The sequence below is a fragment of the Pseudomonas cavernicola genome (assembly GCF_003596405.1).
In the GTDB taxonomy this organism is placed as follows: domain Bacteria; phylum Pseudomonadota; class Gammaproteobacteria; order Pseudomonadales; family Pseudomonadaceae; genus Aquipseudomonas; species Aquipseudomonas cavernicola.
Window position 1 is genome coordinate 2,404,162 of the sequence record NZ_QYUR01000002.1, and the last position, 24,524, is coordinate 2,428,685.

A 24,524-nucleotide genomic window follows, 5' to 3' on the forward strand; every position below is an offset into this window, starting at 1 on the left:
ATACTTAGAGGGAACACTGTTAGATTCGCTTACACTTTTGCCCGCACTTCGAGCACTCGCATGCCTGCCCAACTGCAACGCCGCTTATTTATCTTCCTTGCCGCGCTCGGCCTGATCGTGCTCGCCTTCTTCGCTCACTGGTTCTTTATTGGCCGGTTTGTCGAAAGCACCGACAACGCCTACGTGCAGGGCGAGATCACACGCATCTCCAGTCAGCTCAGCGCGCGCATCGAAAAGGTTCTGGTGCAGGACAATCAGCATGTGCAAAAAGGTGAGTTGCTGGCGGTTCTGGAGGCCGACGACTTTCGTCTTGCCGTCGAGCGCGCACATGCCAACCTGGCGACCCGCGAAGCCGAACTGGCTCAGGCGCAGAGCAAACTGACCCAACAAGCCAGCATGATCGCCTCTAGTCAGGCCGACGTGTCGGCAACCCAGGCCACTCTTGGCCGTACCCAGATCGACCTATCCCGCGCCCAGACCCTGCGCAAACCTGGCTATGTCTCCGAAGAGCGCGTTACCACCCTGGCCGCCGATAGCCGCGTGGCCCGTTCGCAAGTGAGCAAGGCCGAAGCCGACCTGCAAGCTCAACGCCAGCAGATCAGCTCGCTTAACGCCGAGATCAAACGCCTCGACGCGCAGATCGCCAATGCCCGCGCCGAACTCACCCAAGCCGAGCTGAACCTCAGCCGTACCGAAATCCGCGCCCCTATCAGCGGCTTGGTTGGCCAGCGTGCCTCACGCACCGGTCAGTACGTACAAATAGGCGCCTACCTGATGTCTCTGGTCCCGGATGAAGACATCTGGATTCAGGCTAACTTCAAGGAAACCCAGATCGGCCCAATGCTAGCCGGGCAAAAGGCTGAACTGGTGTTCGACGCCTATCCGGATACGCCAATTGACGGCACGGTCGAAAGCCTGTTCGCTGCCTCCGGCGCGCAGTTCAGCTTACTGCCGCCAGACAACGCCACCGGCAACTTCACCAAGGTGGTGCAGCGCATTCCAGTGAAACTGACCTTTGCCGCGGACAACCTATTGAAGGGCAAGATTCGTCCAGGCATGTCCGTGACGGTCAAGGTCGACATCAAGGCCGGCAACAGTGGCAGCTGATGCGCTGATTCGCCCTACCGCGGAGCCGAGCCGACGCGACTGGATTGCGGTAATGAGCGCCATGCTCGGTGCTTTTATGGCGGTGTTGGATATCCAGATCACCAACTCATCGCTGAAGGACATCCAGGGCGCACTCTCCGCCACCCTGGAAGAAGGCTCGTGGATCTCCACTTCCTACCTGGTGGCCGAGATCATCATGATCCCGCTCACTGCCTGGCTGGTGCAGTTGCTTTCTGCACGGCGCTTGGCGGTCTATGTCTCCATTGGCTTCCTGATCGCCTCTCTGCTCTGCTCGATGGCTTGGAGCCTGGAGAGCATGATCGTCTTCCGAGCCCTGCAGGGCTTTACCGGCGGCGCGCTGATCCCACTGGCGTTCACCTTGACGCTGATTAAACTACCGGAACACCACCGCGCCAAAGGCATGGCGCTGTTCGCGCTAACAGCCACGTTCGCCCCCTCCATCGGCCCCACGCTCGGCGGCTGGCTGACGGAAAACTTCGGCTGGGAATACATCTTCTACATCAACGTGCCGCCTGGGCTATTGATGATTGCCGGGCTGCTCTATGGCCTGGAAAAGAAGGCGCCACACTGGGAGCTACTAAAAAGCACCGACTACGCGGGTATCGTCACGCTAGGGGTAGGTCTTGGCTGCCTGCAGGTTTTTCTCGAGGAAGGCCATCGTAAGGATTGGCTGGAGTCCAACCTGATCGTCAGCCTCGGCAGCATTGCCCTGGCCAGCCTGATTTGCTTCGTGATCTTGCAGCTGTCCAAGCCCAACCCGCTGATCAACCTGGGCATCTTGCGCAACCGCAACTTCGGCCTCTCGAGTATTTCTAGCCTGGGCCTGGGCGCCGGATTGTACGGTTCGATCTACCTGTTGCCGCTCTATCTGGCGCAGATCCAAAACTACAACGCCATGCAAATCGGCGAAGTGATCATGTGGATGGGCATTCCGCAGCTGTTCTTGATTCCGCTGGTGCCGAAGCTGATGAAGATCATTTCACCGAAATGGCTTTGCGCGCTGGGCTTTGGCTTGTTCGGCTTCGCCAGTTATGCTTCTGGCGTGCTGAACCTGGACTTTGCCGGCCCGCAGTTCAACCAGATCCAGCTACTGCGCGCGCTCGGCCAGCCGCTGATCATGGTGACTATCTCGCTGATCGCCACGGCCTACATCCTGCCGCAGGATGCCGGCTCGGCCTCAAGCCTGTTCAACATTTTGCGCAACCTCGGCGGCGCCATCGGCATCGCGCTGCTTGCCACCCTGCTGGACAGTCGCGCCAAGACCTATTTCGATTATCTGCGTGAAGCCATCGTCCCGAGCAACCCGCAAGTGGCCGAACGCCTGACATTGCTGGCGGAAAAGCTCGGCAATGAACAGGCTGCACTGGGCAAGCTGAGCGAGATCGCGCATCAGCAGGCGGCGATCATGGCTTACAATGACGCCTTCCATTTTGTCGGCATCGCTCTCGGCATCAGCATGCTCGCCGTGCTGCTGACTCGTTCGCTGCCAGCTGGCGCCCAAGGCGGCGCTGCTCATTGACCACACGCCGGCTTGCGCCGGCGTTGTTATTCCAGGCTTGCCATGTCCGCAACCGCATCCCGTACCCGTTCGCTTCTGCTGATTGGCGCGTTCGCCGCTATCTATATCGGTTGGGGTACCACGTACCTGGCCAACCACTTCCTGCTGCGCGAATTGCCACCCTTCGTCATCGCCACCTTGCGCTTCTTCTTCGCCGGCAGCCTGGCCTTGGCCTGGGTACTGCTCAGTGGCCAGGCGCGCATGCAACGCAGCGACTGGGGCGGCGCCTTTATTGGCGGCTTGCTGTTGATCACGGTCGGCCAGGGCGCGCTGCTTTACGCCAACCAATACCTGCCCACCGGCTTGCTGGCGATGCTCTACACCACCCTGCCACTGTGGAGTGTGGCGCTGGAGTGGCTGCTCGGCGACCGCCCGCCGCTCTGGGTACTCTGCGGCCTAGCATTGGCCTCGGGCGGCATTGTGTTGCTGATGAGTAATGGCCTGGGCAGTGCGGCGACCGCACAGCAGTGGTTTGCCGGCAGCCTGGTGGTGATCGCCACCCTGCTCTGGGCAGTCGGCGCCTGGTGGCTGCGCAGTCGCCCGTCGTTTCGCTCTAATTGGCTGGGAATGAGCCTGCAAATGCTGATCGGTGCGGCACTGCTCGCGCTCTTCGGGCTGCGGCGCGGGGAGTGGCAGGGCGTGCAGTTTGCCGAGCTATCCCAACAGGGCTGGCTGTGGCTGGCGTACTTAGTAATACCGGTAAGTCTCGGCGTGTATCCGGCGTATTTTTGGCTGCTTCGCGAAGTAAGGCCGAGCCTGGTGTCGACCTTTGCCTTCGTCAACCCGCTGATTGCCCTGCTGCTCGGCTATCTGCTGCTGGATGAAAGCCTGAGCCTCACAGCCCTGCTGGCTTGTCTCGCGACGCTCGGCGGGGTGATGCTGATCATTTTCGGTCGCCGTTGAGGCTACGCCGCTTTTGTAGGAGCGGCCCATGGCCGCGATATGCGCTGAGCGGATGTCAAGAGTGTTTCGCGGGGCGGCAGCCGTTCCATACGGCTTGCCGCATTTCCCACATCCATGTGGGTCACAGGCCCGCTCCTACGGAGGGCTTTGCCGGCAGGGGCGCTTGCCTCACCCCACAAGCCTGGAACCCGATAACAGCTCTAATTACACCTGCAGCAAACGCTCGCGCAGCTTCTGAATCTCATCGCGCATTTGCGCGGCGGCCTCGAACTCCAAATCGCGCGCCAACTGATACATCTTTTCCTCCAGCTGGCGGATGCGTTTAGTGATTTCGCTCGGCGAGCGCAGTTCGTTTTCGTAGCGGGCGCTCTCCTCCGCCGCCTTCGCCATCCCCTTGCGCTTGGTGCTACGTGAGCCGGGGACATTGGCACCTTCGAGGATGTCCTGAACATCCTTTTTCACGCCTTTCGGCGTGATCCCGTGCAACTCGTTATAAGCAATTTGTTTGTTGCGCCGCCGCTCGGTCTCGCCTATTGCCCGCTCCATCGAACCGGTGATGCGATCGGCGTAGAGAATCGCCCGACCGTTGAGGTTCCGCGCGGCACGGCCGATAGTCTGGATCAGCGAACGCTCGGAACGCAGAAAACCCTCTTTGTCCGCATCGAGTATCGCTACCAGCGACACCTCGGGCATATCCAAGCCTTCGCGCAGCAAGTTGATGCCAACCAGTACATCGAAGGCGCCGATGCGCAGGTCGCGGATGATCTCCACGCGTTCAACGGTATCGATATCCGAGTGCAGGTAGCGCACGCGCACACCATGATCGGCCAGGTAGTCAGTCAAATCCTCGGCCATGCGCTTGGTCAGCGTGGTGACCAACACCCGCTCTTCTATCGCGACGCGCTTTTTGATTTCCGACAGCAAGTCGTCCACCTGGGTGGTGGCTGGGCGCACTTCGATCTGCGGATCGACCAGACCGGTTGGCCGCACCAGTTGCTCGATTACCCGGCCGGCATGCTCGGCCTCGTAGTTGCCAGGCGTCGCGGAGACGAAGATGGTTTGCGGGCTGATCGCCTCCCACTCATCGAAGCGCATCGGCCGATTGTCCAACGCCGAGGGCAGGCGGAAACCGTACTCGACCAGCGTTTCCTTGCGCGAACGGTCGCCTTTATACATGGCACCGACCTGCGGCACGCTGACGTGAGACTCGTCGATCACCAGCAGCGCGTTAGCCGGCAAATAGTCATACAGGGTCGGCGGCGCCTCCCCCGAACCGCGGCCGGAGAGGTAGCGCGAGTAGTTTTCGATGCCGTTGCAGTAACCCAGCTCGAGGATCATCTCCAGATCGAAGCGGGTACGCTGCTCCAAACGCTGCGCCTCCACCAGTTTGTTGGTGCTGCGCAGGTATTCCAGGCGCTCCTTCAACTCCACTTTGATATTTTCCACCGCCTCCAGCAGCTTCTCCCGCGGAGTCACGTAGTGGCTCTTGGGATAGAGGGTGTAGCGCGGCAACTTGCGCAGCACCTCGCCGGTCAGCGGATCGAACGAGGCAATATTCTCCACCTCCTCGTCGAACAGCTCGATGCGGATGGCCTCCAGATCCGATTCGGCTGGGAATACATCGATCACATCGCCGCGCACGCGAAAGGTCGCACGAGCGAAGTCCATGTCATTGCGGGTGTACTGCAGATCGGCCAAACGTCGCAGCAACGCGCGCTGATCCATTTTGTCGCCGCGATCGATGTGCAGCACCATTTTCAGGTACGACTCGGGATCGCCCAAACCGTAGATGCACGACACCGTGGTAACGATGATCGCGTCCGGCCGCTCCAGCAGCGCCTTGGTCGCCGAGAGGCGCATCTGTTCGATATGATCGTTGATCGAGGCGTCCTTCTCGATAAAGGTATCGGAGGATGGCACGTAGGCTTCCGGCTGGTAGTAGTCGTAATAGGATACGAAGTACTCCACCGAGTTATTCGGGAAGAAACCCTTGAACTCACCATAGAGCTGCGCCGCCAAGGTTTTATTCGGCGCCAGCACCAAGGTCGGGCGCTGCACCTGAGCAATCACGTTGGCGATGCTGAAGGTCTTGCCGGAGCCGGTCACCCCCAGCAATGTCTGGTGCGAAAGCCCTGCCTCCAGACCTTCCACCATCTGTCGAATAGCCTCGGGCTGATCACCGGCCGGCTGAAAACGGGTCACGAGTTGAAACTGCGACATAACCTACCTCGACAAATGGTTGTGACGCGGCCATAGAGCTTGCGTCAAACCTGGCGTAAAGCGTGCCTGCGATATCGCCGCACGCAACCTTGGCCGCTATAATAGCGGCCCACTTGCGCAACCCCCTAGCATCAGTCGTAGCGGGGTGTTGCTTGGCTTCCCACCCTCCTCTTCGAGCTGCCGCATAATGAGTTTGTTCTCTGCCGTCGAAATGGCTCCGCGCGACCCTATCCTGGGCCTAAACGAAGCGTTCAACGCCGACACCCGCACGACCAAGGTCAACCTGGGCGTAGGCGTTTACTACAACGAAGAGGGCCGAATTCCGCTGCTACGCGCAGTGGCGGAAGCTGAGCAAGCCCGCATCGCAGCCCATGCACCGCGCGGCTACCTACCGATCGAGGGCATTGCCGCCTACGACCAGGCCGTGCAAAAACTGATCTTCGGTACCGACTCCAACCTGCTGGCCGAAGGCCGCGTGGTCACCACCCAGGCAATCGGTGGCACTGGCGCACTGAAAATCGGCGCCGACTTTCTCAAGCGCCTGCTGCCGGACGCAGTTGTCGCCATCAGTGACCCAAGCTGGGAAAACCACCGCGCACTGTTCGAATCAGCCGGCTTTCCCGTCCAGAATTATCGCTACTACGACGCCAGCAGCAATGGCGTAAACCGCGCTGGCCTGCTGGAAGACCTGAAGGCCCTACCACCACGCTCGATCGTGGTGCTGCACGCTTGCTGCCACAACCCGACCGGTGTCGATCTGAACCTTGAGGACTGGGGAAAAATTCTCGAAGTGCTGAAGGCGCAGAACCACGTGCCGTTCCTCGACATCGCTTACCAAGGCTTTGGCGATGGCATCGAGGAAGACGCCGCCGCCGTGCGCCTGTTCGCCAAATCCGGGCTGACCTTCTTCGTCTCCAGCTCCTTCTCCAAATCCTTCTCGCTGTATGGCGAGCGGGTTGGCGCGCTGTCCATCGTCACCGAGTCGAAAGAACAAGCGGCTAAGGTGCTCTCGCAGGTCAAACGGGTGATCCGCACCAATTACTCCAACCCGCCGACCCATGGCGCCACCGTGGTCGCCGCAGTCCTGAACAGCCCCGAGCTGCGCGCCCTCTGGGAAGAGGAACTGGGCGAAATGCGCACTCGCATTCGTGCCATGCGTGTGGCCATGGTTGAGCAACTCACCGCACAAGGCGCTAAACGCGACTTCAGCTTCGTCGCCCGCCAACGCGGCATGTTCTCTTACTCCGGCCTGACTGCCGAGCAAGTCGAGCGCCTGAAGAATGAGTTCGGTATCTACGCTGTGAGCACTGGCCGCATCTGCGTTGCCGCGTTAAACAACAACAATTTGAGTGCCGTCACCAGCGCCATCGCCAAGGTACTGTGAAACACCTAAAGGGAAGTTAGCGAAAGCTTGACTTCCCCTTCATAATCAGTAGGATACGAATCGTTGTTCCGCGATAGCTCAGTTGGTAGAGCAAGTGACTGTTAATCACTGGGTCCCTGGTTCGAGTCCAGGTCGTGGAGCCAAATTCAAAACCCAGCCAATGGCTGGGTTTTTTTATTCCTGCAGAATCGAGTAGGAGGCGGCTTCACAGCCGCCGTCCTCTCACACCACCGTACGTACGGTTCCGTATACGGCGGTTCAAGTTATGCGGCTAAGCCCGTTTATCGTATCCAGTATCGAGACCACTCCGAGTTGATCCCACAGCTTCTTCGGTAACGCCTGATTCATATGTGGCGCTCCCGAGTTCCACCATGGGCCTCGACCGCTGCCCGCTGATGTATAGGCCCGCGCTTCGCTGAGTCCTAGGTGCAACAGGTTGCGCGCCCTCGTAGAGGGCCGTTTCCATTGGCGCCAAATGACACAACGAAGTTTATGGCGAACCCAGCCATCAAGCTCCTCAAGTGGCCGCTTGCTCTGGCTCAGCTTGAAGTAGCCGGCCCAGCCGCGCAGCACTGGGTTTATCCGCTCGATGACAGTCGCCATCTTGCAGCCCCGCGCGCGGCGCAGCAGCCCCCTGAGTCGGTCGCGCAAGCGACGCAGGCTCAGGGGGGCCACTCTCAGTCTTGGTTGTTGATGCCAGCTCATCCCATAGCCCAGGTAGTCGCAAACCCACGAGCGTGCCACTCGGCTCTTATCCCGGTTCAGCACCAGTTTCAGTCGCTGACTCAGGAAGCGCTCAACGCTGGCCATCACTCGTTCGCCAGACCGCTGACTGCGCACGTAAATGTTCGCGTCATCGGCATAACGCACGAAGCGATGGCCCCGCCGCGTCAGCTCTTGGTCGAGCTCGTTGAGCAGAATGTTCGACAGCAACGGCGAGAGCGGGCCGCCTTGCGGCGTCCCTTCCTGCCGTCGACTGGCGATCCCGCCCGACATCACTCCGGCCTCGAGATAACGGCGAATAAGCCTGAGCACCCGTTTGTCTTCAACTTGACGCTGCACATGGGCCATCAACACATCGTGGCTGACCCGATCAAAGAACTTCTCCAGATCGAGTTCCACGCACCAGCGGTGACCCGCCGCCACATGGGCACGGGCTGTTTCGATAGCTTGGTGAGCGCTTCTGCCCGGACGGAAGCCGTAGCTGTAATCTGAGAACAGTGGGTCGAAGATCGGCGTGAGCTGTTGCAGCAGTGCCTGTTGGATCAAGCGGTCCACGACGCTGGGGATACCCAGCTGTCTTGTGCCGCCTTTGGGCTTGGGAATTTCGACGGCGCGTACACCTTGTGGGTGATACTCGCCGGCCAGCAGCCTTGCCTTGAGGGTTGGCCAATACTGTTTCACGTAGCCCGCTAATTCGTCGACCGTCATGCCATCGGCACCCGGCGCGCCCTTGTTGCTGACCACGCGGTGATACGCACGCTTGAGGTTGGCCGGTGCAAGTACCCGCGCCATCAGCGGGTCCGGCTTCGCTTTCGTCCACGCCACAGACGCCGTCGATACCTGCACGCTGTCAGTCGTTGCCCTCGGATTCTGTCCGGGACTCGGAGTAACAGTCTTCTCTGGGAGAAATTTCTGCATTTCGGTATTCAACGAGACTCTGACGCCTACTGGCGGCATAACCTGTTCGGCCCTTGGTGGCGCGGTTATTCGCCACTTACTACGGCCTCGGCTGACTTCTGCACGCTCATCCCGGCGCCTCGCGGCGCGAGGTAGCACAGTGGCAAACGTACAGATCTCCCAGGGTAATTCGCGCGACCTTCCTGCTTATGCCTGTCGGATCTACGTCGTAGCGTTCCGTGCAAGTATTGGGCTTTAGTGATCTTTGCCACCTCACCCCACCACGCCGCCTCTATCCGCTTCCTGTTCGTCAGGCCAGCATTTTGCCTAGGGCTTCCTTCAGATTCGCAGTCGCCCGCGACACCCTTGCCTTCGACTAACACTTCCCCTTGCCGGGTGTGCAGAGGACTTTCACCTCCAAGTCACCAGCGTGGCCACCACAGCCAAGCTGGCTGCGCTTACGCGCAACGCGCCATGCCTGGCGCACAAACAAAAAGACCGGTCAATGACCGGCCTTAGTTACCGCGCCTCGTGGCTTAGTTGAGGCTCAACTTATCGCGATTTTTCTCCAGCGTCGCAGCACCAATCCCCTTCACCTCTAGCAACTCATCCACCGAAGCGAATGGCCCGTTAGTTTCGCGATGATCAATGATGGCCTTCGCCTTGACCTCACCAATGCCAATCAACTCACGCTGCAGCGTGGCAGCATCGGCAGTATTGAGATTAACCTTACCCACCTCCGCCACTGCAGCCGCTTGAGTGACAGCAGGTTTAGCCACATCGACCTTGGGAGGGGTTGCCGCAAAAGCCGTGACAGAAAGGCTGGTGAGAACAGCAAACAAGAGAGAAGAAACTTGTCCTTTAAACATAATGAAGCTCCTTTTATTTAGATTTTGACGCGGTACTTCCTTGAGCCGCGCCCAACAACTTACCTCCTGCCTGGCGATTGTCAACTCCTCTCCTGCCTATGGCCTCACCCGGCGCTGCTGATGAATCAAATCGACGATCTCACATTCCGGCGTATAGCCACTGACAGTATCTCGCAATAACTCACGCACACGGACATAGTCGTCCTGCTCGACTGCCTCAAGCAACGCCGAGAGCACCGACTTGAATGCCTCCCAAGACAGATGTTCTTCATTGGCCCGCATGATCATCGGATGCTCGGTAGGACTGACATTGTCGCCAATCAATAGCTCCTCGTAGAGCTTCTCGCCAGGCCGCAAACCAGTGAACTCAATGGCGATATCACCATGTGGGTTCTGTCTGCTGCGCACCGTCAGGCCGGACAGATGGACCATCTTCTCGGCCAGCTCGGCAATCTTCACCGGTTGCCCCATATCCAGGACGAACACATCCCCACCCTGCCCCATCGAGCCAGCCTGGATCACCAACTGAGCAGCTTCGGGGATGGTCATGAAGTATCGGGTGATATTTGGATGCGTGACCGTCACCGGCCCGCCCCGCTTGATCTGCTCGCGAAATAGCGGAATCACTGAGCCAGACGAACCCAGCACGTTACCGAAACGCACCATGGTGAAACGGGTTTTGTTGACCTGATGCACGGTAAACTTCTCACCCAGCAACAGTGGAGCCGGTTCACAACTGAGTGCTTGCAAGGTCATTTCAGCGAGTCGCTTGGTACTGCCCATGACATTGGTTGGACGAACAGCCTTATCCGTGGAGATCAAAACAAAATGCTCAACTCCTGCCTGCACTGCAGACTGAGCCGTCTGTAACGTACCCAAGACGTTGTTCAACACGCCCTCGGCGACATTGTGCTCGACGATAGGCACATGCTTGTAAGCTGCCGCGTGATAAACGGTTTTGACACCCCAGGTGCGCATAACATCCAGCAAGCGCCCGGGATTGCGGATCGAGCCCAGGATAGGCACCAACTTGAGCGGTAGCGATTCACACTGGATGCGGTTCTCCAACTCAGTCTGAATGCTGTAAAGGTTGTACTCGCTGTGCTCAAACAGCAACAAGGTCGTCGGGCCGCGACTAAGGATCTGCCGGCATAGCTCAGAGCCGATGGACCCCCCGGCCCCGGTAACCATCACCACCTGCCCCCTAATGCAGCGCTCGAACAGCGCTTGCTGCGGCGCGACCGCATCACGCCCGAGCAAGTCGGCGATATCTACCTCTTGAATGTCATCGACCTTGACCCGGCCGCTGGCCAGATCCATGAAGCCCGGCACACTACGCACATGCAGAGGAAATGGTTCTAGAAACTCCAGAACTTCCCGCCGGCGTGCCCGGGACGAGGAAGGAATCGCCAGGAGAATCTCCTGCGCACCCGTTTCATCGATCATTTGCTGGATATGCTTCGGCTTGTAGACCTGCAAGCCTGCAATCACACGGGTCGCAATACTGTCATCATCATCGATAAAGGCCACCGGGCGCATCGCCCGCCCCATCCGCAATGCCGCCACCAGCTGATTGCCCGCCGCACCGGCGCCATAGACAGCGACTTTGGGTAGACCGTTATCAGCATTCACAAAGGGTACCTGCTGCGCAGCTGTAAACCAGTCCCCCATAAAGTACTGGCGCATAACCAGGCGCAAGCCGCCAATCAACACCAGGCTCAGCCACCAGTAATTGAACACCAGTGACCTAGGCACTACCTCCGGAGCATCGCGATACCAGTAGACAACCAACGCGAGAAGCAAAGCTGACAGCGTTACCGCCTTGACGATAGTGATAAGCGCATCGTTACCGAAATAACGCATCACCGCCCGATACATCCCAAACCGAATGAACAGCGGAATCGAAAGCAAAGGAGCCACGGCGAATAACCAGGCATGCCCCCCAAATGGATGCACGAGCTCCTCAGAGCCCAGGCGCACGACAAACGCCAACCACAAGGCGCCCCATACGAGCAGCACATCAGTGGCTACTTGCAACAAACGTTTATATCTACGAGGTAGCCGCAACAACCAATTACGCAACATCTCAGCAATCCTTATCCTGACAACGCACAACGCTCGCCTCAAGCTAATCCAGCCAAAAACTCGCGTCCCTACAACACGAGTCTGGCTAGATGATTCTTAGCCCCGGACATAATTAGAAAGGCACCATAACCCCAAAAACACAGAACGCATACAGGCCTCATAGCAAACAAACGGCTGCTTTTACCCGGCAGTCGCCACCTCTTGCTGACCAGCCCTGAACCTAATCGCTAATAGCACGAGGGGCACATAAGCCAACAGCAGCCCGGTAAAACCATCCAGACTACCCAGCCCCACCCAAAGAGCCACAGGTAACAACCAGAACAGATCGATAGCGCCAACCACCAAAGTCACTGGCAAATGACACCCCAAAAGCCGTGAAGCATATTGATAAGCATGGCTACGATGCGCTTCGTACACCTTGTCCCCTCGCAATAAGCGACGCCCAAGTGTCCAGGTAGCATCCACAACGAACACACTAAGCAGAATCAACCAGTTCCACTGCAATTGCGGCTCAACCCAGGCCGCCTGAAGTGACAACAAGCCCAGTGCTATCCCAAGGAACCCACTCCCAGCATCCCCCATGAAGATACGCGCCGGCGGGAAATTCCAATAATGAAGCCAGCCACCGCCATCGCCAGCAGCAACGGCGCTAGTGCCAACTCCGCATGCCCTGTCAGCCAATTGAGCAGACCGCCCCAGGCACACGCAAAGAGCCTCGACACTGGCAATACCATCGATGCCATCCATGAAGTTGTAGAGATTAAGCAACCAGACCAGGTATACGGCTGCCAGCGCATGGCCAATCCAGCCTTGCGTCCTCTCCCTTCTGCCAGATGGCGGATTATTTCGGTTGCAGGAACATCAATGCCATCAGGGCAGCCACACGGCATGCAGCGTCGCCCTCAGCCACCAGCGCAACTATCAGCCAACCTTCACTATCTGTGCACGAAGCTTTTCTAATTCCTTACTGTAGCGTTCAAGTTACGCCCGGTAGCCGAAAGCCTCAGGTGCAGCCTGGAAGGCAGCAGCCAACCCAGCACCACAACTATCAGGCCACGTGCGACAAAGGCGAATACAACAAAGAAGGAGAATGACAACTCGGAGGACTTCAAGCCGAGAAAAGCGAGCGTAGCTTGATTCTTATTTTTCCAGAGCCAAGCTTGTGGTGGAGAGCGCTACCAGCAACACAACCGGCAGTAGCGAGGAGTGCTTAAGCCGAAGCATATGAAGCCTTCCTCAACACCCCAGTTAACAAGCCCATCAAGACCTCCGAGCCCGATCCAAGCCTTTGCGCCTCATTCTTCATCGTTTACCCGATCACGCAACTCTTTCCCTGGCTTGAAGTGCGGCACGAACTTGCCATCCAAACGCACCGACTGCCCCGTCTTCGGGTTACGGCCGACACGAGGCGCGCGGTAGTGCAAGGAAAAACTGCCAAAGCCGCGAATTTCTATGCGATCGCCCGTCGCCAAGGCCTGGGACATTTGTTCCAGCATGGTCTTGATCGCCAGCTCCACATCTCTGGATGAAAGCAATCCCTGATGGGTGACGATTCGTTCGATCAACTCCGACTTGGTCATGGTTTTCCCTTCGTTTTCAAGCGGCTAGATCAGCTCTAGGAAGGTTTTAGCATGACCACCAAGCTTTGAACAGCCCCCAAACCACCTCCAGAGCATTGATCTAAAAACAAAAAGGGCGACCGAAGTCGCCCTTTTTATGAGAGGTCAGAACTTAGTTCTGATTCTCCATTTGCGCACGAATCAGGTCGCCAATAGTGGTCGGACCAGCGCTCTCAGGTTCCTGCTTACGCATTTCCTTGATCGCTTCTTTCTCGTCGTCTACGTCTTTCGACTTGACCGACAAGCTGATTACGCGGCTCTTACGGTCAACGCTAATGATCTTAGCTTCGACTTCTTCGCCTTCTTTCAGCACGTTGCGCGCGTCTTCAACACGGTCACGGCTGATTTCGGAGGCTTTCAGTACAGCTTCGATGCCTTCGGCCAGAGTGATTACAGCGCCTTTGGCGTCAACTTCCTTAACGATACCGCGCACGATGGTGCCTTTATCGTTAACAGACACGTAGTTGGAGAACGGATCGTCTTCCAGCTGCTTGATGCCCAGGGAGATGCGCTCACGCTCTGGATCAACCGACAGGATCACGGTATCAAGCTCGTCGCCCTTCTTGAAGCGACGTACGGCTTCTTCGCCCACTTCGTTCCAGGAGATGTCGGACAGGTGAACCAGGCCGTCGATGCCGCCATCCAGACCAATGAAGATACCGAAATCGGTGATCGACTTGATGGTGCCGGAGATTTTGTCGCCCTTGTTGAACTGACCGGAGAAATCTTCCCACGGGTTAGTTTTGCACTGCTTGATGCCGAGGGAGATACGACGACGCTCTTCGTCGATATCCAGAACCATAACTTCCACTTCGTCGCCAACTTGTACGACTTTGGACGGGTGGATGTTTTTGTTGGTCCAATCCATCTCGGACACGTGCACCAGGCCTTCTACGCCTTCTTCCAGCTCTGCGAAGCAGCCGTAGTCGGTCAGGTTGGTTACACGCGCGGTAACGCGAGTGCTTTCTGGGTAACGAGCCTTGATAGCAACCCATGGGTCTTCGCCCAGTTGCTTCAGACCCAGGGAAACACGATTGCGCTCGCGATCGTACTTCAGCACTTTTACATCGATCTCATCGCCAACATTGACGATTTCGGACGGATGCTTGATGCGCTTCCAAGCCATGTCGGTGATGTGCAGCAGGCCATCGACGCCACCCAGATCGACGAATGCGCCGTAATCCGTGAGGTTCTTGACGATACCTTTGACTTGCTGGCCTTCCTGCAGGGATTCCAGCAGAGCTTCGCGCTCGGCGCTGTTCTCGGCTTCCAATACGCTGCGACGGGAAACGACAACGTTGTTGCGCTTCTGGTCAAGCTTGATAACTTTGAATTCGAGCTCTTTGCCTTCCAGGTGCGTAGTGTCGCGCACCGGACGAACGTCAACCAAAGAACCTGGCAGGAACGCACGGATGCCGTTAACGTCGACTGTGAAGCCGCCTTTAACCTTACCGTTGATAACGCCCTTAACCACTTCTTCAGCTGCGAAAGCCGCTTCCAGAACGATCCAGCACTCGGCGCGCTTGGCTTTTTCACGGGACAGCTTGGTTTCGCCAAAGCCATCTTCTACCGCGTCCAGCGCAACGTGCACTTCGTCACCGACCTTGATGGTCAGCTCGCCAGCATCGTTATAGAACTGCTCGAGCGGGATGACACCCTCGGACTTCAGACCAGCATGGACAGTAACCCAGTCACCGTCGATGTCGACCACGATACCGGTGATGATGGCACCCGGCTGCATGTCGAGGGTTTTTAGGCTTTCTTCAAAGAGTTCCGCAAAGCTTTCGCTCATGTTGATTCCTGATTGATCTAGGGCGAAAAATACGCCCAGCTTCCACATTCCAGACAATGTGGGTTTCGTTTATTTAAAAGCAGACTGCGGGACTAAGACTGGTTTCCCACATACCTACTTGGTCATCCGGCGAGGTCGCGATTGGCGACTTCACTCAGAATGCGTTCCAGCACCTGCTCGATCGAGAGCTCCGTGGAGTCCAGCTGAATGGCGTCAGGCGCCGGTTTCAGCGGTGCGACCGCTCGCTGGGTGTCACGCTCATCGCGCGCACGAATCTCGTCTAGCAGACTCGTAAGACTAACATCATCCCCTTTGGCCTTCAACTGCAAGTAGCGGCGACGGGCACGCTCCTCGGCACTGGCGGTCAGGAAGATTTTCAGCGGCGCCTCGGGGAAAACCACGGTCCCCATATCGCGCCCATCGGCCACCAGCCCCGGCGCCTCCAGAAAAGCACGCTGCCGCTGCAGCAGGGCATCACGGACCGCCGGCAGGGCTGCGACTTGCGAAGCACCGGCACCAACCTGCTCATTGCGGATGGCGTCGGTCACTTCGTCACCTTCGAGAATGATGCGCTGCGGCTGACCATTGGTCGCCGCAATGAACTGCACATCCAGATGAGCGGCAAGCACCTTCATCGCTTCTTCGTTGGTCAGATCGACGCCATGGTTACGCGCAGCGAAGGCCAGCAAACGATAGAGAGCACCAGAGTCCAGCAGACTCCAACCCAGCTTTTTCGCTAGCAGCCCCGCAACTGTGCCCTTGCCGGAACCGCTCGGACCATCAATCGCAATTACTGGAGCTTGGGCGCTCATAACTTAGCCTCTTCACTCACGCGAATACCAACTTGTGCAGCCAAGCCGAGAAAGTTTGGGAAAGAGGTCGCGACGTTGGCGCAATCGTGAATACGGATGGGAGCAGTCGCGCGCAGCGAGGCAACACTGAAGGACATGGCAATACGGTGATCGCCATGGCTGTGCACTTCACCGCCGCCGATGGGGCCACCATCGATGATGATGCCATCTGGTGTCGGCTCGACTTTGACGCCCAGCGCCAGGAGGCCATCCGCCATGACCTGGATTCGATCGGATTCCTTCACCCGCAGCTCTTCGGCACCGCGCAGCACGGTACGGCCCTCGGCGCAGGCCGCGGCAACGAACAACACCGGGAATTCATCGATAGCCAAGGGCACCAGATCTTCCGGGATCTCGATACCCTTCAGCTTGGCCGAACGCACGCGCAGATCCGCAACCGGTTCACCGCCAACCTCACGCTGGTTCTCGAGGCTGATATCCGCCCCCATCAGACGCAGGATATCGATCACACCGGTACGAGTCGGGTTGATGCCGACGTGCTCCAAAACCAGCTCAGACTCTTCGGCAATGCTACCGGCGACCAGGAAGAAAGCTGCCGAGGAGATATCTGCCGGCACTTCGATATGCGTCGCGGTCAGTTTGTGGCCAGACTCCACGGTAGCCGTACTGCCATCAACCGAAATCGGGTAACCGAAGCCACGCAGCATGCGCTCGGTATGATCACGGGTTGGCGCCGGTTCAGTGACGGCAGTTTCACCGGCAGCATAGAGGCCCGCCAGCAGCAGGCAGGATTTAACCTGGGCGCTGGCCATCGGCATCTCGTAATTCATCCCGGACAGACGCTGGCCACCGCGAATAGTCATGGGCGGACGACCTTCCGGGGCGGTTTCGATAACCGCACCCATCTCACGCAGCGGTTTGGCTACGCGATTCATCGGCCTCTTGGACAGCGAGGCATCGCCAGTCAAAGTGGTATCAAAGGACTGCGCAGCCAGCAGACCCGAGAGCAAGCGCATCGAAGTGCCGGAGTTGCCCAGATAGATCGGGCCAGGCGGCGCTTTCAAACCACGCAGACCAACCCCATGAATGGTCACACGACCATGGTGCGGACCTTCGATGACCACGCCCATGTCGCGAAACGCCTGCAAGGTTGCCAGCGCGTCTTCACCCTCAAGGAAACCCTCTACCTCGGTCGTGCCTTCGGCCAAAGCGCCAAGCATGATCGAGCGGTGAGAGATGGATTTGTCACCTGGTACACGAATCCGCCCAGACAGGCGACCACCAGGATTGGCCAGGAAAATCAGGTCGTTGGTGTTCATAGCATCCACATAGGCCCGACGGGCCAAAATTTTGCTGAAATGCTCGCGGGCCACCCGGGCGCGGGTAAATACGCCCAAGAGCTGGTGCCCATCCCCTGCGTCGACCGCGTCGCGCAAAGCGTCGAGGTCGCTGCGAAATGCATCCAGAGTGCGCAATACCGCCTCGCGATTGGCGAGGAAGATGTCATGCCACATCACTGGGTCACTGCCGGCGATCCGCGTGAAATCACGGAAACCGCCCGCGGCGTATCGAAAAATCTCTAAATTCTCACTGCGCTTGGCCAGCGAATCCACCAGGCCAAACGCCAGCAAGTGCGGCAGATGACTGGTGGCAGCAAGCACCTCATCGTGATACTCGACAGCCATATGCTCGACATCTGCACCCAACTCGCGCCAGAGTCGATCGACCAGCGCCAGCGCTGCAGCATCGGTCTGCTCCAGCGGTGTCAGGATTACCTTGTGGCGGCGGAACAGCTCTGCATTGGAGGCTTCCACCCCACTCTCTTCAGAGCCCGCAATCGGATGACCAGGGACAAAGCGTGACGGCAAACCGGCAAAAGCCTGACGCGCAGCGCGCACCACACTGCCTTTGGCACTGCCGACATCCGTCAGCACCGCATCCCCCAGGTCGAGCTTGGCCAGTTCGACCAACAGCTTCTCCATGGCCAGGATAGGCACTGCCAGCTGGATCACCTCTGCGCCCTGACAAGCGGCCGCGAGCTGCTCTTCGCAGCGGTCGACCACACCCAGTTCGACCGCCAATCGGCGCGATTCCGGGTCGAGATCGACACCCACCACCTCGCGACAAAGTCCACGCTCGCGCAAGCCCTTGGCGAAGGAACCGCCGATCAAGCCAAGCCCTACCACCACCAGGCGGCCGATCATAGGCTCGGTCTGTTGCGCAGGCATGACATCAGACACTAGCCAAAACCTTGCTCAGCGCCTCGAGGAAGCGGGCATTTTCCGCTGGCAGGCCGATGGAAATGCGCAGGTAGGTCGGCATGCCATAGCTGGCCACCGGACGCACAATCACGCCTTCGCGGAGCAGGGCCTGAAATAGCGGCGCAGATTCACGACCGAGGTCGACAGCAATAAAATTGCCTTTGGACGGAATCCAGCTCAGACCCAGCTGGCGGAAACCTTCTTCCAGTTGCGCCATGCCGGCATCGTTGAGCTGCCGACTTTGCGCCAGATAGTCTGCATCCTCCAGCGCCGCGCAGGCAGCGGCCAGAGCCAGGCTATTGACGTTGAAGGGCTGGCGCACGCGATTAAGCACGTCGGCAATCGCTGCCGAGGACAAGCCATAGCCAACCCGCAACGCCGCCAAGCCGTAGGCTTTGGAGAAGGTGCGAGAAACCAGCAGATTGGGGTGGCCAGCTAGATAATCGAGACCATCCGGCATCTCACCGCCTTCGGCGTATTCGATATAAGCCTCGTCCAATACCACCAACACATGCCCAGGCACACAAGCCAGGAAGTCGGCCAGCGCAGCCGGACCGAACCAGGTACCGGTCGGGTTATTCGGGTTGGCGATAAAGACTACGCGGGTATTGGCATCGATCGCCGCCAGCATGGCATCAAGGTCATGCCCCCAATCCTTGGCCGGCACCACGCGACCTTCCGCACCCACTGCCTGGGTGGCGATGGGATACACGGCAAAGGCGTGCTCGCTGAACACGGCATTCAAACCCGGCGCGAGATAGGCACGGGCAACCAGTTCGAGGATGTCGTTGGAGCCATTGCCCAAGGTGACCTGATTGGCCCGTACGCCACAGCGAGCAGCAAGCAGGCTTTTCAGCGCAAAGCCATTGCCGTCCGGATAACGGGTCAGCTCGGCCACAGCCTCGCGAATTGCCGCGAGGGCTTTCGGGCTGGGCCCGAGCGGGTTTTCGTTGCTGGCCAACTTGACGATGGTGGCTGGATCGAGATCCAACTCACGCGCCAGCTCGTCAACCGGCTTTCCCGGGACGTAAGGCGAGAGTTTCTGCACGCCAGGCTGGGCCAAGGCGAGGAAGTCGCTGTTCATGGGCTCTCCTCAGAGAATCGCTTTGGGGTCAGAGAACGGCTTTCGGGTAAGAGCCCAGCACCTTCAGCGCGACAGCTTCCTGGCTGATCTTCTCCAGCACATCCTTGATCAGCGGATCGCGGTGATGGCCGGCAAAGTCGATGAAGAACACATAGGTCCACTTGCCGCTGCGCGACGGGCGAGTCTCGATCCGAGTCAGATCGATGCCGTTGGCATGGAACGGCACCAGCAGCTCATGCAGTGCACCCGGTTTGTTGCGCATGGACGCAATGATCGAGGTCTTGTCGTCACCGGTAGGCGGCACTTCCTGGCTACCGATGATCAAAAAGCGCGTGGAGTTATCCGGACGGTCTTCGATCTTCTCGGCCAGCTTGCTCAGGCCATACAGGCTCGCCGCCATATCGCCGGCAATCGCCGCCGAGTTCCACTCGCTCTTCACCCGTTTGGCCGCATCGGCATTGCTGGAAACCGCCACGCGCTCGACATTCGGGTAATGCGCGTCCAGCCACTTGCGGCACTGCGCCAGGGACTGGGCATGGGAATAGATGCGGGTAATGCGGTCGGTCTTGGTGGTATCGCCAACCAGCAGGTGATGGTGAATACGCAGCTCGACTTCGCCACAAATCACCATGTCATGCTCGAGGAAGCTGTCCAACGTGTTGTTGACCGCACCCTCGGTGGAGTTCTCCACTGGCACCACGCCAAAATTGACCGCACCCGCGGCCACTTCACGGAACACTTCGTCGATCGCCGCCATTGGCACACTGATCACCGCGTGGCCGAAATGCTTCAGTGCGGCCGCCTGGGTAAAGGTGCCTTCAGGCCCGAGGTAGGCAACCTTGAGCGGCTGCTCCAATGCCAGGCAGGAGGACATGATTTCGCGGAACAGGCGCGCCACCTCCTCATTGTCCAGCGGCCCCTTGTTGCGATCCATGATGTGCTTGAGCACCCAGGCTTCACGCTCGGGACGATAGAACACCGGCTTCTCGCCTTCCGGCAACGCCAGCATCTTCACCCGCGCCACTTCCTGGGCGCAGCTGGCGCGATCACTGATCAGGTCGAGAATCTTCTCATCGAGACTGTCAATGCGCACCCGCAGGGCTTTCAGCTCTTGCTCGGACATCAGCCGTGCTCCTTCTCGAACTCCGCCATGTAGGCCACCAAAGCCTCCACCGCATCGAGACCGACGGCGTTATAAATAGAGGCACGCATGCCGCCCACCGAACGGTGACCTTTCAGGTTGAGCAGGCCACGGGCATCGGCGCCAGCGAGAAATGGCTTGTCCAGCCGCTCGTCAGCCAGGCGGAACGGCACGTTCATCCAGGAACGGGCGTTTTTCGCGATCGGGTTGCTGTACAGCTCACTGGTATCGATGACGCCGTAAAGCAGGTCTTTCTTGGCGCGGTTGCGCTGCTCCATCGCCTCGACCCCGCCCTGCTCCTTCAGCCACTCGAACACCAGGCCCGAGAGATACCAGGAGAAGGTCGCCGGAGTGTTGTACATGGAGCCGTTATCCGCAGCGACCTTGTAGTTGAGCATGGTCGGGCAGCTGGAACGGGCACGCCCCAGCAGGTCTTCGCGAACGATGACCACCACCAGGCCGGACGGGCCGATGTTCTTCTGCGCACCCGCATAGATCAGGCCGAATTTCGACACATCGATGGGACGCGAGAGGATGTCCGAGGACATATCCACCACCAGCGGCACATCACCGACCTCGGGAATCCAGTCGAATTCCAGACCACCGATAGTTTCGTTGGAGGCGTAATGCAGATAGGCGGCATCTTTACTCAGCTGCCACTCGTTCTGCCCGGGAATGGCAAAGTAGTCGTAAGCCTTAGCGCTGGCAGCCACGTTGACGTTGCCAAAGCGGCGCGCCTCTTCGAGGCTTTTCTTCGACCAGATGCCGGTGTCGATATAGTCCGCAACGCCCTCTTCCGGCAGCAGGTTCAACGGAATCTCGGCGAACTGCTGGCTGGCACCGCCCTGCAGGAACAGCACTTTATAGTTCGAGGGGATGGCGAGCAGGTCACGCAGGTCCTGCTCGGCTTTTTCGGCAATCGCAACGTACTCGTCGCTGCGATGACTCATCTCCATCACCGACAGACCTTTACCCTGCCAATCGAGGAGTTCCGCCTGGGCGCGTTGCAGTACAGCTTCAGGCAGCGCCGCCGGGCCGGCGCAGAAGTTATAGGCTCGCTTGCTCACATCCACTCTCACTTGTAGGGCGAATAACGCGCAGCGTTACCCGCCGATATGGCCTGGGGCGGATAAATCGCTACGCGACCTATCCACCCTACAGTTCTTACTCTTCTGCGTCCTGCGGAACGTCGTCCACAGCGCCTTCAGCCGCCTCAGCGATGACATCAACAGCTTCTTCGCCACCCAGTTCAGCTTCGTCAGACGCCTCACCTTCCAGCTCTTCGCCCTCGCCCGCCTCCTCGTCAAGAGCCGATGGCTCCTGCACGCGCTCGAGACCCACCAGCGTCTCGTCGCTGGCCAGCTTGATCAGGGTTACGCCCTGAGTGTTACGCGACAGGCTGGACACTTCGTCGACCCGAGTACGCACCAGGGTGCCCTGATCGGAAATCAGCATGATTTCCTCGCCGTCCAGCACTTGCACTGCGCCAACCAGCTTGCCGTTACGCTCGTTGCTGACCATGGCGATCACGCCCTGACCGCCACGCTTGTACTCGGGGAATTCGGCGATAGCGGTGCGCTTGCCGTAGCCACGAGCAGATGCGGTCAAAATTTGACTGCCCTCCTCCGGAATCAGCATGGAAATCAGCTTCTGCCCTTCCGGCAGACGCATGCCACGCACACCACGAGCGGTACGACCCATGGCACGCACGTCGGTTTCCTTGAAGCGAGTGACCTTGCCACCATCAGAGAACAGCATGACTTCACGTGAGCCATCGGTGATGGCGGCGGAGATCAGGATGTCGTCTTCGTCCAGTTCCAGCGCGATCAGACCGACGCTGCGCTGGCGGCTGAACTGCTCCAACGGGGTCTTCTTCACGGTACCACCAGCGGTGGCCATAAAGATGAAGTGGCCTTCCGTGTACTCTTCCACCGGCAACATCGTGGTGATGCTCTCGCCCTCACTCAGCGGCAGCAGGTTGACCAGCGGCCGACCCCGCGCAGCCCGCGAGGCTTCTGGAATTTCGTACGTCTTCAGCCAATACACCTTGCCCTTGCTGGAGAACAGCAGCAGCGTGGTATGGCTGTTAGCGACCAACAGGTGCTCGATGTAGTCCTCGTCCTTCACCCCAGTTGCGGACTTGCCTTTACCGCCCCGACGCTGCGCCTGATAGGCCGTCAGCGGCTGGGATTTGGCATAACCACCGTGGGAGATGGTCACCACGCGATCTTCCTCGGTGATCAGGTCACCCAGGGTCAGATCGAGGCGGGCATCGAGAATCTCGGTGCGACGGGCATCGCCGAACTCAGCCTTGACGCCTTCCAGCTCTTCACGAATGACTTCCATCAGACGCGTGGCACTGGTGAGGATGCGGATCAGCTCGCCGATCTGGGTCAGGATTTCCTGATACTCAGCCAGCAGCTTCTCGTGCTCCAGACCGGTCAGACGGTGCAGACGCAGCTCGAGAATGGCTTGCGCCTGTTCTGGCGAGAGGAAGTATTTGCCGTCGCGCAGACCGTATTGCGGATCGAGATCATCCGGACGGCAGGAATCGGCGCCGGCACGCTCGACCATGGACTGCACCGCCGTGGATTCCCAAGGCGTAGAGACCAAAGCCTCTTTGGCTTCGGCAGGGGTCGGCGAGGCTTTGATCAGCGCGATCACCGGATCGATGTTGGACAGCGCGACCGCCTGCCCTTCAAGGATGTGCCCACGCTCACGGGCCTTGCGCAACAGATAAACGGTACGACGGGTTACCACTTCACGGCGGTGAAGGATAAAGGCTTCGAGCAGATCCTTGAGGTTGAGGATCTTCGGCTGGCCGTCGATCAGGGCCACCACGTTGATGCCGAACACGCTCTGCAGCTGGGTTTGGGCATAGAGGTTGTTGAGGATCACCTCCGGCACTTCGCCGCGACGCAGCTCGATCACTACGCGCATACCGTCCTTGTCGGACTCGTCACGCAGCTCGGTGATGCCCTCGAGCTTCTTCTCTTTCACCAGCTCGGCGATCTTCTCGATCAGCCGCGCCTTGTTCAGTTGATACGGCAGCTCGGTGATGACGATCTGCTGGCGCCCACCGACCTTGTCGATGTCTTCGATCTCGGCACGGGCACGGATCTGAATCCGCCCACGACCGGTCCGATACGCCTCGATGATACCGGCGCGACCATTGATGATGGCGCCAGTCGGGAAGTCTGGGCCCGGGATGTACTGCATCAGATCGTCGATCGTCAGCTCCGGGTTGTCGATCAGCGCCAGGCAACCGTCGATGACTTCGCCGAGGTTGTGCGGTGGAATATTGGTCGCCATGCCCACGGCGATACCGCTGGAACCGTTGACCAGCAGGTTGGGAATCTTGGTCGGCATGACCGCCGGGATAATCTCGGTGCCGTCATAGTTAGGCACCCAGTCGACAGTTTCTTTGTCCAGATCCGCCAGCAGCTCATGGGCCAGCTTGGTCATGCGCACTTCGGTGTATCGCATGGCGGCGGCGTTATCGCCGTCCACCGAACCGAAGTTACCCTGACCATCGACCAGCAGATAACGCAGCGAGAACGGCTGCGCCATACGTACGATGGTGTCGTACACCGCCGTATCACCGTGTGGGTGATACTTACCGATCACGTCACCGACCACACGGGCGGATTTCTTGTACGCCTTATTCCAGTCGTTACCCAGCTCGCTCATCGCGAACAGCACTCGACGATGCACGGGCTTGAGACCATCGCGCGCATCCGGCAAGGCACGTCCGACGATTACGCTCATCGCGTAGTCGAGGTAGGACTGCTTCAGTTCGTCTTCGATATTGACCGGTAGAATTTCTTTGGCCAGTTCGCCCATGAGAAGCCTGGTTCCTTTTTCTGGTGAAACTCCGCCACATCCATCCTGAACGGGGCGAAGCTCGCCGTTGCGGGCTTAGGCCCGGCAACGACTCACGACAAATCAACGAGTTATGACATGGATCTGCGCAGCGAAGGCAACCCTTGTCGACCCCCTTGAAAACTGACGGAGAGTACCACAATCAGCGCCCTGCACCTATCCCCAG

General features: G+C 58.8%; 17 protein-coding genes and 1 tRNA gene. 5 read left to right on the plus strand and 13 right to left on the minus strand.

What is annotated here, in order from left to right; genetic code table 11:
* The first annotated feature begins 60 nt into the window (after positions 1 to 60).
* Genes D3879_RS11485 through D3879_RS11495 form a run of 3 tightly spaced genes read left to right on the plus strand, consistent with a single transcriptional unit; the run spans position 61 to position 3,589 of the window.
* Positions 61 to 1,107, plus strand: coding sequence for an HlyD family secretion protein (locus tag D3879_RS11485; protein WP_119954366.1), 1,047 nt, complete (start codon positions 61 to 63; stop codon positions 1,105 to 1,107).
* Positions 1,097 to 2,647, plus strand: coding sequence for an MDR family MFS transporter (locus tag D3879_RS11490; protein ID WP_119954367.1), 1,551 nt, complete (start codon positions 1,097 to 1,099; stop codon positions 2,645 to 2,647). The genes D3879_RS11485 and D3879_RS11490 overlap by 11 nt, the downstream gene beginning before the upstream one ends.
* A 42-nt stretch (positions 2,648 to 2,689) precedes the next feature.
* Positions 2,690 to 3,589: an EamA family transporter gene (locus D3879_RS11495; RefSeq protein ID WP_119954368.1), complete on the plus strand. Its 900-nt coding sequence runs from the start codon at positions 2,690 to 2,692 to the stop codon at positions 3,587 to 3,589.
* Between the two features lie 204 nt (positions 3,590 to 3,793).
* On the opposite strand, the gene uvrB is transcribed toward D3879_RS11495, so the two are convergent.
* Positions 3,794 to 5,809, minus strand: coding sequence for an excinuclease ABC subunit UvrB (gene uvrB, locus D3879_RS11500; RefSeq protein WP_119954369.1), 2,016 nt, complete (start codon positions 5,807 to 5,809; stop codon positions 3,794 to 3,796).
* Positions 5,810 to 5,996: 187 nt separating this feature from the next.
* On the opposite strand from uvrB, the gene D3879_RS11505 reads away from it, so the two are divergent.
* Entirely contained in the window at positions 5,997 to 7,193 is a 1,197-nt protein-coding gene (locus D3879_RS11505) for an amino acid aminotransferase (protein WP_119954370.1), read from the plus strand.
* A 67-nt stretch (positions 7,194 to 7,260) separates the two neighbouring features.
* Positions 7,261 to 7,336: transfer RNA gene (locus D3879_RS11510), tRNA-Asn, on the plus strand.
* Between the two features lie 115 nt (positions 7,337 to 7,451).
* Here the strand turns inward: D3879_RS11510 and ltrA are convergent.
* From ltrA to gyrA, 12 genes are all read right to left on the minus strand, one after another.
* On the minus strand, positions 7,452 to 8,873 hold the full coding sequence (gene ltrA, locus D3879_RS11515; RefSeq protein WP_119954371.1) for a group II intron reverse transcriptase/maturase: 1,422 nt from the start codon (positions 8,871 to 8,873) through the stop codon (positions 7,452 to 7,454).
* A 476-nt stretch (positions 8,874 to 9,349) separates the two neighbouring features.
* Entirely contained in the window at positions 9,350 to 9,682 is a 333-nt protein-coding gene (locus D3879_RS11520; protein WP_119954372.1) for a ComEA family DNA-binding protein, read from the minus strand.
* A 96-nt stretch (positions 9,683 to 9,778) separates the two neighbouring features.
* Positions 9,779 to 11,767 carry a polysaccharide biosynthesis protein gene (locus D3879_RS11525; RefSeq protein WP_420800910.1) on the minus strand — a complete coding sequence of 663 codons (1,989 nt, stop codon included), beginning with the start codon at positions 11,765 to 11,767 and terminating at the stop codon, positions 9,779 to 9,781.
* A 180-nt stretch (positions 11,768 to 11,947) separates the two neighbouring features.
* Complete coding sequence (locus D3879_RS11530) at positions 11,948 to 12,571, minus strand: MraY family glycosyltransferase (protein WP_119954373.1); 624 nt, start codon at positions 12,569 to 12,571, stop codon at positions 11,948 to 11,950.
* Positions 12,572 to 13,062: 491 nt separating this feature from the next.
* Entirely contained in the window at positions 13,063 to 13,347 is a 285-nt protein-coding gene (gene ihfB, locus D3879_RS11535) for an integration host factor subunit beta (protein WP_119954374.1), read from the minus strand.
* Between the two features lie 151 nt (positions 13,348 to 13,498).
* The gene (gene rpsA, locus D3879_RS11540) at positions 13,499 to 15,178 is read right to left on the minus strand and encodes a 30S ribosomal protein S1 (RefSeq protein ID WP_119954375.1); all 1,680 of its coding nucleotides are present in this window, start codon (positions 15,176 to 15,178) and stop codon (positions 13,499 to 13,501) included.
* A gap of 122 nt (positions 15,179 to 15,300) precedes the next feature.
* Positions 15,301 to 15,990, minus strand: a complete 690-nt coding sequence (gene cmk, locus D3879_RS11545; protein ID WP_119954376.1) for a (d)CMP kinase — start codon at positions 15,988 to 15,990, stop codon at positions 15,301 to 15,303.
* A complete protein-coding gene (locus D3879_RS11550) occupies positions 15,987 to 18,194 on the minus strand; it encodes a bifunctional prephenate dehydrogenase/3-phosphoshikimate 1-carboxyvinyltransferase (RefSeq protein ID WP_238474245.1) in 2,208 nt (735 codons plus the stop codon). The genes cmk and D3879_RS11550 overlap by 4 nt, the downstream gene beginning before the upstream one ends.
* Before the next feature lie 28 nt (positions 18,195 to 18,222).
* Complete coding sequence (gene hisC / locus D3879_RS11555) at positions 18,223 to 19,335, minus strand: histidinol-phosphate transaminase (RefSeq protein ID WP_119954378.1); 1,113 nt, start codon at positions 19,333 to 19,335, stop codon at positions 18,223 to 18,225.
* Between the two features lie 28 nt (positions 19,336 to 19,363).
* A complete protein-coding gene (gene pheA / locus D3879_RS11560; RefSeq protein ID WP_119954379.1) occupies positions 19,364 to 20,458 on the minus strand; it encodes a prephenate dehydratase in 1,095 nt (364 codons plus the stop codon).
* On the minus strand, positions 20,458 to 21,543 hold the full coding sequence (gene serC, locus D3879_RS11565) for a 3-phosphoserine/phosphohydroxythreonine transaminase (protein ID WP_119954380.1): 1,086 nt from the start codon (positions 21,541 to 21,543) through the stop codon (positions 20,458 to 20,460). The genes pheA and serC overlap by 1 nt, the downstream gene beginning before the upstream one ends.
* 97 nt (positions 21,544 to 21,640) lie before the next feature.
* A complete protein-coding gene (gene gyrA / locus D3879_RS11570; RefSeq protein WP_119954381.1) occupies positions 21,641 to 24,319 on the minus strand; it encodes a DNA gyrase subunit A in 2,679 nt (892 codons plus the stop codon).
* Positions 24,320 to 24,524 lie beyond the last annotated feature (205 nt).